Raw genomic sequence first — 13583 nt, forward strand, 5'->3', positions numbered from 1 at the left:
TGGCTATTCGTCGCCCGCGGGCGTGACCTCAAGCAAATTAATCTGACGACTGGTGCCGTTAATAACACGAAACATCCACGCATCAATACGTATGGTTTCGTTGCACTCAGGTACGCGGCCAAAATGGTGCGCCACGATCCCGCCGATAGTGTCGAAGTCTTCATCAGGAAAGCGTGTTTTAAAATGTTCGTTAAAGTCACTTAACGGTGTAAGCGCTTTCACCACGGTAATGCCGGGTTCGACTTCTTTTATCAGGCTATCTTCTTCATCAAAGTCATGTTCATCTTCAATGTCGCCAACAATTTGTTCGAGTACATCTTCGATGGTTACTAAGCCCGCAACACCACCAAATTCATCGACTACAATAGCCATGTGGTTACGGGTTGCACGGAATTCACGCAGCAATACGTTAAGACGCTTACTTTCCGGTACAAACGTTGTTGGTCGTAGAACGTCTTTTAGACGGAAGTCTTCGCAATTATTCTTTAGCACTAAAGGCAACAGATCTTTGGCCAATAAAATGCCAACCACTTCGTCTTGGCCCTCACCCATAACCGGAAAGCGCGAGTGAGCGGATTCGATGATGCTAGGGAGGAAATTCTTGATTGATTCGCTGACGTTGATCGAAATCATTTGTGAGCGCGGGATCATAATGTCGCGTACCTGCATTTCGGATACCTGCAAAGCACCCTCGAGAATGTTCAGGGTCTCGCTATCGACAATGCTGCGCTCGGCGGCTTCACGAACTATATTTTTGATGTCTTGACGGTTTCTTGGATCGTCCGAGAATACATCGGTGATTCGCTCCAGCCAGCTTCTTGGCTGGCTGCTCGATCGGTCTTCGCTCATGTTGCCTCATTTAAGTAAGGATCGGGATATCCCAGGTTACCGAGTATTTGCCGTTCTAGGCCTTCCATTATCTCGGCTTCGTCGTCATTTATATGGTCGTAGCCGAGCAAATGCAAGCAGCCATGAACAACCATATGAGCCCAATGGGCTTCTAGTGTCTTATCTTGTTCTTTCGCTTCGCACTTAACGACTTCGGTGCAAATGATCAAATCGCCCAGAAGTTCGATAGGAACCTGTGGCGGAGCTTCAAATGGGAAAGATAGCACGTTGGTTGGCTTATCTTTACCGCGATATTCATGATTTAGTGTTTGGCTTTCTTCTTCGCTGACTAATCTGATCGTTAGCTCAGGGTTTTCAAAATCGCTGCGGTTGGCTATTGCCGCTTCTGCCCAGTGCTGAAATTGTTCATCGCTAGGAAACTCAGGGCTGTCGTCCAGATCATCCCCAAGTTGCACATCGAGCTGCAGCATCATTGCGCGTCACCGCTTGTTTGATTGTTCGCGATTGTATCGGCACCATCGGCTATTGCGTCGAAGCGGTCATAGGCGTCGACAATACGTTGTACCAGTGGATGACGGACAACGTCTTTATTGGCAAAACGCGTAACACCAATGCCTTGCACCCCATCAAGTACCTCGAGGCCATGTTTAAGGCCAGAGTATACGCCACGAGGTAAATCAACCTGAGTAACGTCACCGGTTATAACCGCCTTCGAACCAAAACCAATACGGGTTAAGAACATTTTCATTTGTTCTTTGGTGGTGTTTTGGCTTTCATCGAGAATAACGAATGAGTGGCTCAGTGTACGGCCACGCATATAAGCCAAAGGCGCTATTTCGATTGAATTGCGTTCTACTAACTTGGCAACTTGCTCAAAACCTAGCATTTCATACAGGGCGTCATACAACGGGCGCAGGTAAGGATCGATTTTTTGAGCTAAATCGCCTGGTAAAAAACCAAGTTTTTCGCCAGCCTCAACCGCAGGACGAACCAATAAAATACGTTTTACTTCATCACGTAACAGGGCTTCAACACCCGCGGCAACGGCTAGGTAAGTTTTACCAGTACCGGCAGGGCCAATGCCGAAATTGATATCGAACTCACGAATGCGCTCCAGGTACTCATGCTGGTTCGAACCGCGGGCTTTAATAACGGCAAGAGGTGTCTTGATTAGGCCTTTATCGGCATCGTAGCTACGTTTACCGCGCTGACTTACACGACTGGTGTCTTCTTGCAAAAAGAGATGCACAAGGTCCGGACTTATTTCCGTACCGTTATTGGTTTCTTTATACAGTTTTTGCAGCAGTGATGCGGCTCGTTTGGCTTTGCTAACACTGCCTTCGAGCTGGAATCGATTGCCACGATTGTAGATCGACAACTCATAGTGTTCGGCGATGTGCGTTAGATTGCTATCGAGATTGCCGCACAAATTGGAGAGGCGCGCTGCATCATCAGGTTCTAACGTGAAACTTAAGGTGTGCTGGCCCGGAGCTGTTTCAGATTCGCTGCTATGTGTTTCTGTCAAAGTAACCTCTGTGATAATCCCTACTTAACCTTCAATGTGGAGGCTAAGTAGGGAAAATACAAGTTGAATAGATGATATCTGTGATGGATATCAGTAAGCCAATTCAGGGTTTAAAAGAATGCCGTGGAGGCTGTTTTGATACGCGTCGTCAATTTTTACGCGCACAAATTTACCAATCAGGGAGTGATCGTCCGAGCGGAAGTTCACCACGCGGTTGTTTTCAGTACGGCCAGAGAGTTCGCCTAGATCTTTGCGTGATACACCTGTTACTAAGATGGTTTCTTCACGGCCTACCATACGGCGACTGATTTGAGCGGCCGTTTGAATAATGCGAGCCTGCAAAATTTGCAAACGCTCTTTTTTCAGTGACTCTGGCGTATCGTCTGGTAGTTCTGCCGCAGGGGTTCCCGGACGGGCGCTATAAACAAAACTGAAGGACGTATCAAAACCAATCTGGTTAACTAAATTCATCGTTTCAAGGAAGTCTTCTTCGGTTTCACCAGGGAAACCGATGATAAAGTCGGATGAAATCGAGATATCAGGGCGCAACTTGCGTAAGCGTTCGATTTTATCGATGTACATATCGATCTCGTGGCCACGTTTCATCGCGCTCAAAATGCGGTTTGAACCGCTTTGTACCGGTAAGTGTAGGTGGCTGACTAGCTCAGGTACTTGCGCATACACATCAATCAGGCTGTCGCTGAATTCAACCGGATGCGACGTGGTAAAACGAATGCGATCAATGCCTTCAATCTCGGCAACTAAGGTAATGAGCTCTGCTAGATCGGCGAAATCATCATCACCGGTGTCGCCGCGGTAGGAGTTAACGTTTTGCCCGAGTAAGTTTACTTCGCGCACGCCTTGATCGGCCAGCGATTGAACTTCTTTCAATACATCAGCCAGCGGGCGACTGACTTCTTCGCCACGGGTGTATGGCACAACACAGAAAGTGCAGTATTTAGAACAGCCTTCCATGATGGAAACAAAGGCAGTACAACCTTCAACTTTCGGCGCTGGTAAGTGATCAAACTTTTCGATTTCAGGGAAGGTGATATCGACCACCTGAATCGAGTTATTCGCTTTGTTCACCATGTCGGGTAAACGGTGCAAGGTTTGTGGGCCGAAGACCATATCAACGAACGGTGCACGCTTCATGATGGCGTCGCCTTCCTGGCTGGCTACACAGCCACCAACGCCGATCTTTAAATTCGGATTTTTGCTTTTCAGGCCTTTCCAGCGACCCAGTTGGTGAAATACCTTTTCTTGGGCTTTTTCGCGAATGGAACAGGTGTTGAGTAGGATAACGTCGGCTTCTTCCGGGTTATCTGTAATCACCATTTTATGACTTTCGCCCAACATGTCAGCCATACGCGATGAGTCATACTCATTCATTTGGCAGCCGTGGGTTTTGATATAGAGTTTTTTAACTTGCTCAGTCATGCGGTGCAGATAGCCTCGAGTTACATGCGCGCCATTACATAATGTAAGGGTATTGCGCAGTTCTTCTTAAAAGGGGCGCATTATACTGTGCCTGATCACGTCTTCGCCAGTATTGCTGCCTTTAGTCGTGTTATACTGCCGCGCCCGTCAGATAGGCTGACGGCGATTTTGATAGTGACCTCATGACAACTCGTACTCCTAGCGAACCCACCTACCGTATTATTTTCCAGCAGCAGGGCGATATTTTTGAAATTTACGCCAGCTACATTTACCAAAGTGAGTTGTACGGATTTATCGAAGTCGAACAGCTATTGTTTGGTGAAGGCGCTCAAGGCGAACTCGATTCGGAAGAAGAAAAGTTAAAAGAAACGTTCGCCGACGTAAAGCGTACCTTTATTCCAATGAACTCCATCATTCGCATTGATGAGGTTGAGAAAGAAGGCACGCCTAAAGTCAGTAAGGGAGATGGTTCTAATGTCACGCCGTTTCCCGTGATGAGCTTTCCACCACGAGATAACGACTAAACAGTAACGTTAGCGCTGCAGCTCTTCAACGGCCGCTGCGTAACGCTTAGCCTGTTCAGGCATGGATAGATAGCGAATATCGTCGTGTTTAAGTGCCACACTTATTTGATACAGCCAACGTTCCATACGCAGTGCTAATGCCTCAGCGTCGGCATCTTTAGCTGCAAGAATCTCTTGAGTAAGATCCGCAATCACGCGAGCATGCGCTGCTGCACGCTTAGCGCCTTCTGTTGCTTTGGCAATTGCACCTGTTGCTCGTGGTGTTTTAGCAATCAGGGCTTGCGCCTGCTTTAGCGCGCTTTGAGCAGTTTGCCAGCTAATCGGCGATAGCTCATCGGCATTTTCAGTTTTTAATTTGGCTAAATCGTCTTTTATGGCTTGCAGTTGCACGAATTCAACAACACGGACTTCTAAGTCATGCATATCGGCCAAGAGGCTGCGTTGTTCTTTATTCGCTTCTTGCTGCTTATCGGCTTCCAGCATTCGAATGAGTTGGGTTAAGCGCTCATTTAGTTGGCGATTATCCTCGGGGTAGTAGTCGTTTGCGTGGATTTCTCGCAGTACTTGTTGATGATCGAATGCAGGTTTTAATGTTTTTAATGCATTTTCGCGTGCTTGCAGACCGGCTTCCCAAGTGCGAATACTGGTCATCGCAGCACTTTTAACCTCGCCAGAAGGTTTGCCTTTTGCGCTAAGGGCTTGGCTTTTATCTAACCAGTATTGCGCTGTTTCAGCATGGGCTGGGGCGAAGTAACTCAGCTTCTTTTGCTTGGCATCGACCGCTAGTGCTTCGCTGCGCTGTAACAGTTCTAGAGCACTATCGTCAGCAAGAGCAGCATCGCGAGTAGCGGTTTGGCTAAGTGTTTCAAAGTTGGCAACCGGAGTAGCACAGCCACTGATTAGAGCAGCAATAGAGGTCAACAGCAGGACATGTTTTTTCATGATATTCCAATGACGGCGGACAAATTAAAATCGACAGAGTGATTCACGCGAAGTGGCAAACTTGTTAGGGGGCAAGATCATACCACTAACAAATAACAAATCCCGCGACGGGTTACTCATTATTGCTAATGACCTAGCAACAAACTTGTCACTTTTTCTGAACCTGTTGCGCAAAGCTTGTCAGGCTTGTTAAGCCTTGCTATATAACAAGTACGCAGGTGCAAAAGAGGAGACACATCGTATTTACTGCCGCATGAACCACTGAATAGCTCTGTAAGGTTCTGGCATAACCCCCGGTTCTGGTGAATAAGGAGTTACCCCAATGAATGCAGAGATGCAGCCCCTGTTCTGGCGTATTCGAGACGCCGAGTCTAACGGTACTGAGATCGTTAGTTTATTAATGCCATCGAATGCTGATGGTGAGCCCGCTTCAGAATTCCCAGTGGATGTTAGTTTTCAATCTCGTCGATCAAATCGCCATGCAGTGGATATCCGCTGGTCTGATGACGATTCTGATTTGTTTTTAAGTTTACTTGATCGTATATCCGATGATGATGACGGCGAAGAAGAGGGCATCACGCTCGATATCAACGACGGCGTTGTTCAGGGGATAGTTCAACTGGTTGCTTTAGCGCGTTTCAAAACACCATGGCCTAGTGATGATATCGTTGGCGAAGATTTCATTACCGAACGAGAAGAATTTGAAATTGGCGATTTAGTTGCACTGAACACCCGTTATGGGTTTGTGATGGCGATCGTGGTAGGGATGGATTCCATCGACATGACCTGCATCTTGTTAGAGAGTATTCAAGATGGAGAAGAATGTCTTGTACCGGATCACAGTGTTTTGATTGTTAACCGAGCCTATGCGTTATCACCGGCGTTTGCCGATAGTGATACGGGCGAGGGCGCGATTATCCACTAAAAAAATCCCGGCTAATTAGCCGGGATTTTCTTATACGCTAGCGTTCAGCGTGATACTTTTTCACTATTACGCTGACGGTTACGCTTCTGCGTTAAAGCCAGCTGGGAAATAGCATCAAAGAACCCAGTGTGCGTGCGATTCGGTGCTTCAGTGCCTTGCACTAGCACTCCATTGGCGCTTTCAGAGTTGCTGAACTGTTCGGTATGTACACTCGCCATTGATCGTCTCCCTATCTGTTTGAACGTTTTTACTAAGTCCGAATCGCATCCCAGCAAAGCTGAGTCAGCATCTCGTTACTTATCTGTTTGCCCATCATATGTGGAGCAATGCGACGCTTTTTAGCAATAGTGGCCAAGCCGCCATAGGCAAACGTTGCGAGCACTTCATTTGGTAGGTCTTTAATAATTCCGTCGGCCTTGCCTTGATCAAGCAGAGCAAACAACACGCTATGAATATTCTCCAATGCTTCTGCACGGATCTCTTCGCTAATTGACGGGCAAGCCGCCAAATGATCGAGTAATACACAGTCACGTTCGTTTTCATGTAGATAGTTGTAGGTGTTGGCCCATATATGTCGCAGGCGTTGCTCAGGAGTGCGACTGCTTTCATCGCCCTCTAAACACGCTATGGTCAGGCGTTGCAACATTAAGACGAACAACTCTTCAATAAGAGATTCTTTGGTTTCAAAGTAACGATAAATCGTGCCGGCACCACAACAGGCTTGCTTAGCAACTTGGGATACAGGTGAAGACTGTAAGCCTTGTTCTGCAATCAGATTGGCCGCAGCCTCAAGAATTTGTTCGCGCTTATCCATACCATCTATAACAACCGGAATGAACGTTCATTCTGCTCGTCTGATGACCAACTGACAAGCGCCAATTGGTGTTCAATATGGATCAGTCTGTTTTAATTTTGCTCGATTGGCAGTGAGTCGTTATTAATACGTGTATTAATTAGGTCGCGGGAGCTTCGTATATTTCGCGTGAATACCTCGCAGCCATCAGTGCGACGAAGGCGCAAAAAGCCGATAAAAACATCATCGCCATCATAGGGACAGGTGTGTTGTCGTGCAATTGTCCCCATAGCAAACCAAAAGCCGCACCCCCGCAAAATTGTACTACACCAATGAGGGCTGTGGCCGAACCCGCAACGTCGCGAAAATACTGCAGTACGGTAGCCATTGAGTTGGCTGAAATTAGACCGAGCGCACCAACGTAAGCCATCATCAGTGGTAACACGGTCCAAAGCGTAAAGGCGTCGGGAAAGTAACGACTTAGTGTCAGTAAAATACAGCCCATTACTACCTGAATGGAAATTCCGGTGGTAATCAGATCTATTGGCTTGAAGCGGTTGAGTAGCAACATGTTGATTCGGTTGACCATCATAATGACTACTACGTTGGCACCAAAAAGCCACGGGAATTGTGCTGCCGATTGTTCGAAGTAATCGAGGTACAAATAGGGGGATGCGGTAATAAAGATAAACATACCGCTGTAAGCACATGCCAAGGTCAGAATGAAGCGACGAGCGACCTTGTGACGCAGTACCACACCGTAGCCGACCCAAGGTTTGGCGCGGCTGCGACGGTGGGGCGGATGGCTTTCAGGGAGCAACCAAACAAGCAGTATCATGACGAAGGCGCTGTATACGCTGAGTAGCATGAAGATACTGCGCCAGTTACTAAAACTGACAATGAGAGAGCCAAGCATAGGTGCCACTAATGGTGCTGTCATCATGATCATGGCAACCATAGAAAGCACCTTAGCGATGTCCTTACCTTCGAAGCGATCGCGTACGATGGCGGTCGAGTTGACCGTCGCTAAGCCGCCGCCAATGGCTTCAATCGCGCGTAAAATTAGCAAGCCTGACAGAGAAGTCGTCATCGATAGGGTCAAGCTAGCGATCGCAAAGATAGTTAAGCCAGCAATAATAATCGGTTTTCGACCATAACGATCAGACAGTGGGCCGCCTGTAATTTGGCCAATCGCAAAGCCCAACAAGAAGGTGCTGACGGATAATTCAACGTGGTGAATGTCGCTGTCGAGACTGCCTGCCATCTGGGCCATTGCTGGCAGATACATGTCGATGGCCAAAGGTGCTATGGCGGATAGCAGTGCCAACAGGAGGGGGAGAGGCAGTGTCATAAAAATCTTTTACAAGGAAGGAGAAGAGAAATCATTCTACTATAGCTTTAAAATGAAATAGATAAGTGATTTCGTAATTTATTGTTCATTATCTAGCAACAAAAGATCGGAACTACAAAAAAGCGCCTCTAAAAATAGTTTTAGAGGCGCTTTTTTGAACAGGCACGTTTAGCTTATTGGTGGCTTAAACGTTGAAACGGAAATGCACAACATCACCATCTTTAACGATGTATTCTTTACCTTCCAAACGCCATTTACCGGCTTCTTTGGCGCCAGACTCGCCGCGATACTGAATAAAATCGCCGTAACCAATGACTTCTGCGCGAATAAATCCACGCTCAAAATCGGTATGAATCGCAGCTGCAGCACGGGGGGCGGTATCGCCAACCTTGATGGTCCAAGCGCGAACTTCTTTTACACCCGCAGTAAAGTAGGTTTGTAAGCCAAGAAGCTCATAGCCGGAGCGAATAACGCGGTCAAGGCCCGGCTCGTCCATGCCCATTTCGGCAAGGAATTCCATTTTGTCTTCGTCATCAAGTTCAGACACTTCTGCTTCGATTTTATTGCACACAGCAACAACCGAAGCGCCTTCAGATGCGGCGATGGCAGTTACTGTGTCGAGATGAGGATTGTTTTCAAAACCATCTTCGGCAACGTTGGCGATGTACATGGTTGGCTTGATCGTGAGTAGATGGAAGGTACGCACGGCGCGCTTCTCATCATCAGAAAGTTCGATCATGCGGGCCGTTTTACCGGCTTCGAAATGAGGAATCAAACGCTCAAGTAAGTTCTTTTGCGCAACGGCGTCTTTATCGCCGCCTTTCGCGATACGAGCAATGCGTTGTAGCTGTTTTTCGCAAGAATCTAAGTCAGCTAAGATTAGTTCGGTATTGATGATGTCGATATCGTCAGCTGGATTTACCTGGTTGGCGACGTGAATAACGTTTTCGTCTTCAAAGCAACGTACTACGTGTGCGATGGCATCGGTTTCACGGATGTTAGCCAAAAATTGGTTGCCCAAGCCTTCGCCTTTGGACGCGCCAGCAACAAGACCGGCAATATCCACAAACTCCATTGTGGTTGGCACAACGCGTTCTGGTTTTACGATCTCAGCCAGCTCTTCCAAGCGTTTGTCTGGCATGGCCACGATGCCTGAGTTTGGTTCAATGGTGCAGAACGGAAAGTTCTCGGCAGCGATACCAGATTTGGTTAGCGCATTGAACAAGGTAGATTTGCCGACGTTGGGTAAGCCAACGATGCCGCATTTGAAGCCCATAAAGGTATCCTGTCAGATTCGTATAAATTTTGCTGGGTATTCTACCCATTCACGCCCGCCAACACTATCGCAGTGCGGCTTTAACCCTTGAAAGAGTGCAGTCTATTCATGGCTTTTGCTAAATCACCGCCGATGGCATCTGGAATAACACACAATGCTTCGTCGATCGCGGCATCAATTGCTTGTTGCTCCGCCTTACTGGCTCGGCCTAAAACATGCCCAGTCACTTTGGTTTTATCGCCCGGATGGCCAATGCCTATGCGTAAACGATGAAATTCTTTGTTATTGCCTAGCTTAGTGATGATGTCACGTAAGCCATTTTGCCCACCGTGGCCGCCGCCTTTTTTGAAGCGGGCAACGCCGGGATCAAGATCCAGCTCATCATGAACGACCAATATTTGTTCTGGTACTAAACGGTAGAAGGAGGCGAGTGCCTGCACTGCATTACCACTGAGATTCATATAGGTAGCGGGAATTAGCAACCAGCAGGTATTACCGCCAATCGTGCCTTTGCCAACGTGGCCATGAAATTTTTTATCAGGAGAGAGGCTAATATTGTTCGCACGCGCGAGGCGTTCGACTAGCCAAGTGCCAGCATTGTGGCGGGTTTGTTCGTACTCGGCACCAGGATTACCTAGGCCAACAATCAATTGAATAGCTGCCGTCATGATGGATAGCCTGCCGGAGTTATGCTTTTCGGGACAATAAAAAAGCGGGGCAAGCCCCGCTTCTTTCAAACGCTGTCGAATTACTCGGCAGCGTCGTCAGCTTCAACTGCAGCGCCTTTAGGCATAGCAACAGAAACCACTGAAGTATCGTGCTCAGCGCCGTGAGAAAGTGCCAAAGACTCAACGCCTTTTGGTAATTTCAGGTCGCTCAAGTGGATGTGACCACCAACTTCAAGATTGATCAAATCAACTTCGATGAACTCTGGTAAATCGCCAGCGTTACAGATGATGTCTAGGCTAGTTAACTGGTGAGCAACTACGCCGCCGCCAGTTTTAACGCCAACACATGTTTCTTCGTTGATGAAATGCAATGGAACGTGAGCTTTGATCTTAGTGTTTTTGCTTACACGTAAGAAGTCAGCGTGCCAGATCATGTTTTTAGCAGGGTGGCGCTGAAGATCTTTCAGGATAACCTGTTCTTCTTTACCAGCCACGTTTAGCGTAATAACGCTGCTATAGAACGCTTCGCTTTCCAGCAATTTGTTCAATTCGTTCGCTTTCATGATGATAGCTTGTGGCTTGCGGTCGTTACCGCCAGCTTTACCACCGTAAACGATAGCAGGTACGCCGTTTTCGCGACGCAGGCGGCGGCTCGCACCTTTCCCTGCATCTTCGCGAAGTTCAGCAGACAGTGTGAATACGTCTGACATAATGTTATTCCTCAATAAGGGTATATGAACCATCAGGGCTTGCGACCAACCCTGACAGCCAAAAAATCAAACTAGCGGGTTCGCTTAGCGAAACATCGCGCTGATTGATTCTTCGTTGTTAACGCGTCGAATGGATTCAGCCAGAAGACCAGCGATGGTCAATTGGCGAATCGTGCCCGTCGCTTTTGCTGCTTCAGACAAAGGAATGGTATCTGTTACCACTAGTTCGTCTAATTCTGCATTCGCTAGGCGCTCGATAGCGGGGCCGGATAGTACAGGATGTGTACAGTAGGCTACAACCTTTTTCGCGCCGAATTCTTTTAAAGCTTTAGCGGCTAAGCACAGTGTACCGGCTGTATCGACCATGTCGTCGACCAATACACAAGTACGACCGGTTACGTCACCGATGATGTGCATAACTTCAGAAACGTTCGCTTTAGGGCGACGTTTATCAATAATAGCGAGGTCGACGTTCAACTGTTTAGCGATAGCGCGAGCACGAACAACACCGCCAATATCAGGAGAAACAACGATTAGATCTTCAAATGCTTGGCGTTCCATATCATCAATAAGGATTGGCGAACCGTAGACGTTATCTACAGGAATATCGAAGAAGCCTTGGATTTGGTCGGCGTGAAGATCAACGGTCAGTACGCGGTCGATACCAGCGCCAGACATCATGTCGGCGACAGCTCGGGCACTGATAGGTACGCGGGCGCTGCGTGGGCGGCGATCCTGACGGGCATAGCCGAAGTAAGGAACAACCGCAGTAATGCGGCTTGCTGATGCGCGGCGTAGGCCGTCTGCCATCAGCAAGATTTCCATCAAGTTATCGTTCGTTGGCGCACACGTAGGCTGGATGATAAAGACATCCTTACCACGAACGTTTTCATTGATCTCGATGGTTATTTCACCATCACTAAACTTACCAACAGTGGCTTCGCCAAGGGGAATATCGAGACGCTCAACAACGAGCTTAGCTAGCTCCGGATTAGCGTTACCGGTAAATACCATCAACTTAGACACAGGAGTCCCCTTTGATGTTGAATTTTAATGATGGAAATGGAATCAGAATTGGCTGAGGTGGCAGGGATCGAACCTGCGAATGACGGGATCAAAACCCGTTGCCTTACCACTTGGCGACACCCCAACAACTTTAAGACGGTCTGAATAATACCCTATGGGTGGGTGAAATATTAACACCCTTAGCCACGAAGGCTTTATATCCAGCCGGTAACTGCTCAGAAACTATGATAGCTTCTGCTTCAGAACCGAAGCTTGAATATACGCAAGCTCCAGTGCCCGTCATCTTAGCAAAGGAAAATTTATTTAGCAAATTCAATGTGTTACCAACTTCTGGATACAACATTGAGACAATTGCTTGGCAGTCATTTCTGCCCCCTTGCTCAAGCGCGGTGCGAATATTAATGGCGGGCGTGTTCCTTGTCAAACCCTTATGTGAAAATATTTTTGCAGTATTTACATGGACTTGCGGACACGCCACGAGATACCAAGGTTCTGCTAGTTCTGGGGTTGGTGTGAGCACCTCACCGACGCCTTCGGCAAAGGCTGCTTCGCCCATAATAAAGACTGGTACATCAGCGCCTAGGCTCAAACCAATCGCGGCTAGTTCTTCTAAAGAGAGATTCAAATCCCACAATTGATTCAGGGCGAGTAGGGTGGTGGCTGCGTCAGAGCTGCCACCACCGAGGCCGCCGCCCATGGGCAGTATCTTATCTAGTTGAATATCTGCGCCGACATTGCGCTTGGCTAATTTTTGTAAATGGCGGGCGGCACGAATGATTAGGTTGTCTTCAAACTCTACGCCTTCAATGGAAGGTGATAGCGTTAGCTCAGAGTCGTTTCGTATTCTGAAGCGTAATTCATCACCATAATCCAAGAATTGAAATAGGGTTTGCAGATTGTGATATCCGTCGGCGCGACGCCCGGTGATATGCAGCATTAAATTCAGTTTGGCTGGGGCTGGCACAACCAGCCAAGTGGTATCAGTCATGCAAAGTCCACTCACGAATAGCGAAAGTAAAACGGAAATCATAGCCAGTGACTTTAACTAGTCCAGGTAGCCAATACCCGTTTTGCTGTTGGTAGCGGCTGTAGCGAACTTCCCAACCGTGCTGGCGTAATACACTTAATAAACCGTATTCATCAAATTCAGCAGTAGATTTGGCATTGGGGCTAGGTTGGCCTTTTACCCAATAGCGAATATCGCTAACAGGAAAATTCCAGCCCATATAGGTTTCCATTAATTCTTCTGGAGAATCGGCAAATTGTGGAGAATCCCAGCCGGGCAGAGTTAAGGAAGCTGAATACGGGTCGCCACTTAAGCGCGTAGCGCCTTGGCCAAAAGGACCAGCGATATAAATATCGTAATCACGATTATCTTGATCCCAATCTAAATAACCAGTGACACTGTCATCAGGTGAACGTACTGATAACTTACCGCGTACTTGCCAGTGCTTTAATTCCGTTAAGTTGTCTTGCAGCGCTTCTTTACCCTCTTTCGGCATGAGCGCTGAACAACCAGAAAGGCTGCTGAGTATCAGCAGCCATAATAGTGGT

At 47.7% G+C, this 13583-nt stretch carries 16 protein-coding genes and 1 tRNA gene; 2 read left to right on the plus strand and 15 right to left on the minus strand.

What is annotated here, in order from left to right; all coding sequences use genetic code 11:
* Window positions 1-3 precede the first annotated feature (3 nt).
* The 4 genes from TOL_RS03960 to miaB all read right to left on the minus strand — a co-directional run bounded on the left by TOL_RS03960 (window position 4) and on the right by miaB (window position 3814).
* On the minus strand, window positions 4-849 hold the full coding sequence (locus tag TOL_RS03960) for an HlyC/CorC family transporter (protein WP_015485991.1): 846 nt from the start codon (window positions 847-849) through the stop codon (window positions 4-6).
* Window positions 846-1322, minus strand: a complete 477-nt coding sequence (gene ybeY / locus TOL_RS03965; RefSeq protein ID WP_015485992.1) for an rRNA maturation RNase YbeY — start codon at window positions 1320-1322, stop codon at window positions 846-848. Before ybeY ends, TOL_RS03960 begins: the two co-directional genes overlap by 4 nt.
* Window positions 1319-2374, minus strand: a complete 1056-nt coding sequence (locus tag TOL_RS03970; RefSeq protein WP_015485993.1) for a PhoH family protein — start codon at window positions 2372-2374, stop codon at window positions 1319-1321. The genes ybeY and TOL_RS03970 overlap by 4 nt, the downstream gene beginning before the upstream one ends.
* A 90-nt stretch (window positions 2375-2464) precedes the next feature.
* On the minus strand, window positions 2465-3814 hold the full coding sequence (gene miaB, locus TOL_RS03975) for a tRNA (N6-isopentenyl adenosine(37)-C2)-methylthiotransferase MiaB (RefSeq protein WP_015485994.1): 1350 nt from the start codon (window positions 3812-3814) through the stop codon (window positions 2465-2467).
* 182 nt (window positions 3815-3996) lie between these two features.
* On the opposite strand from miaB, the gene TOL_RS03980 reads away from it, so the two are divergent.
* A complete protein-coding gene (locus tag TOL_RS03980) occupies window positions 3997-4338 on the plus strand; it encodes a DUF1820 family protein (RefSeq protein WP_015485995.1) in 342 nt (113 codons plus the stop codon).
* 9 nt (window positions 4339-4347) lie between these two features.
* Here the strand turns inward: TOL_RS03980 and TOL_RS03985 are convergent, their stop codons facing one another.
* Entirely contained in the window at window positions 4348-5280 is a 933-nt protein-coding gene (locus tag TOL_RS03985; RefSeq protein WP_015485996.1) for a hypothetical protein, read from the minus strand.
* A gap of 322 nt (window positions 5281-5602) precedes the next feature.
* Here TOL_RS03985 and TOL_RS03990 point away from each other — a divergent pair, with 322 nt between their 5' ends.
* Window positions 5603-6205 carry a hypothetical protein gene (locus TOL_RS03990; RefSeq protein ID WP_015485997.1) on the plus strand — a complete coding sequence of 201 codons (603 nt, stop codon included), beginning with the start codon at window positions 5603-5605 and terminating at the stop codon, window positions 6203-6205.
* 44 nt (window positions 6206-6249) lie between these two features.
* On the opposite strand, the gene TOL_RS19005 is transcribed toward TOL_RS03990, so the two are convergent.
* From TOL_RS19005 to lolB, 10 genes are all read right to left on the minus strand, one after another.
* Complete coding sequence (locus tag TOL_RS19005) at window positions 6250-6423, minus strand: hypothetical protein (protein ID WP_015485998.1); 174 nt, start codon at window positions 6421-6423, stop codon at window positions 6250-6252.
* Window positions 6424-6455: 32 nt separating this feature from the next.
* Window positions 6456-7019 carry a TetR/AcrR family transcriptional regulator gene (locus TOL_RS18150; RefSeq protein WP_015485999.1) on the minus strand — a complete coding sequence of 188 codons (564 nt, stop codon included), beginning with the start codon at window positions 7017-7019 and terminating at the stop codon, window positions 6456-6458.
* A 139-nt stretch (window positions 7020-7158) separates the two neighbouring features.
* Complete coding sequence (locus tag TOL_RS04000; RefSeq protein WP_015486000.1) at window positions 7159-8349, minus strand: multidrug effflux MFS transporter; 1191 nt, start codon at window positions 8347-8349, stop codon at window positions 7159-7161.
* Window positions 8350-8533: 184 nt separating this feature from the next.
* Complete coding sequence (ychF, locus tag TOL_RS04005) at window positions 8534-9625, minus strand: redox-regulated ATPase YchF (RefSeq protein ID WP_015486001.1); 1092 nt, start codon at window positions 9623-9625, stop codon at window positions 8534-8536.
* An 80-nt stretch (window positions 9626-9705) separates the two neighbouring features.
* Entirely contained in the window at window positions 9706-10293 is a 588-nt protein-coding gene (gene pth, locus TOL_RS04010) for an aminoacyl-tRNA hydrolase (RefSeq protein ID WP_015486002.1), read from the minus strand.
* Between the two features lie 80 nt (window positions 10294-10373).
* Entirely contained in the window at window positions 10374-11003 is a 630-nt protein-coding gene (locus TOL_RS04015; protein WP_015486003.1) for a 50S ribosomal protein L25/general stress protein Ctc, read from the minus strand.
* Window positions 11004-11087: 84 nt separating this feature from the next.
* Window positions 11088-12029 carry a ribose-phosphate pyrophosphokinase gene (locus TOL_RS04020; protein WP_015486004.1) on the minus strand — a complete coding sequence of 314 codons (942 nt, stop codon included), beginning with the start codon at window positions 12027-12029 and terminating at the stop codon, window positions 11088-11090.
* A gap of 49 nt (window positions 12030-12078) precedes the next feature.
* Window positions 12079-12153, minus strand: a tRNA-Gln gene (locus tag TOL_RS04025).
* Window positions 12154-12159: 6 nt separating this feature from the next.
* Window positions 12160-13017 (minus strand): 4-(cytidine 5'-diphospho)-2-C-methyl-D-erythritol kinase, encoded by an 858-nt coding sequence (ispE, locus tag TOL_RS04030; protein WP_015486005.1) that lies wholly within the window; start codon window positions 13015-13017, stop codon window positions 12160-12162.
* Window positions 13010-13531 (minus strand): lipoprotein insertase outer membrane protein LolB, encoded by a 522-nt coding sequence (gene lolB, locus TOL_RS04035; RefSeq protein WP_015486006.1) that lies wholly within the window; start codon window positions 13529-13531, stop codon window positions 13010-13012. Before lolB ends, ispE begins: the two co-directional genes overlap by 8 nt.
* Window positions 13532-13583 lie beyond the last annotated feature (52 nt).

Source organism: Thalassolituus oleivorans MIL-1 (assembly GCF_000355675.1).
Taxonomy (GTDB): Bacteria; Pseudomonadota; Gammaproteobacteria; order Pseudomonadales; family Oceanobacteraceae; genus Thalassolituus; species Thalassolituus oleivorans.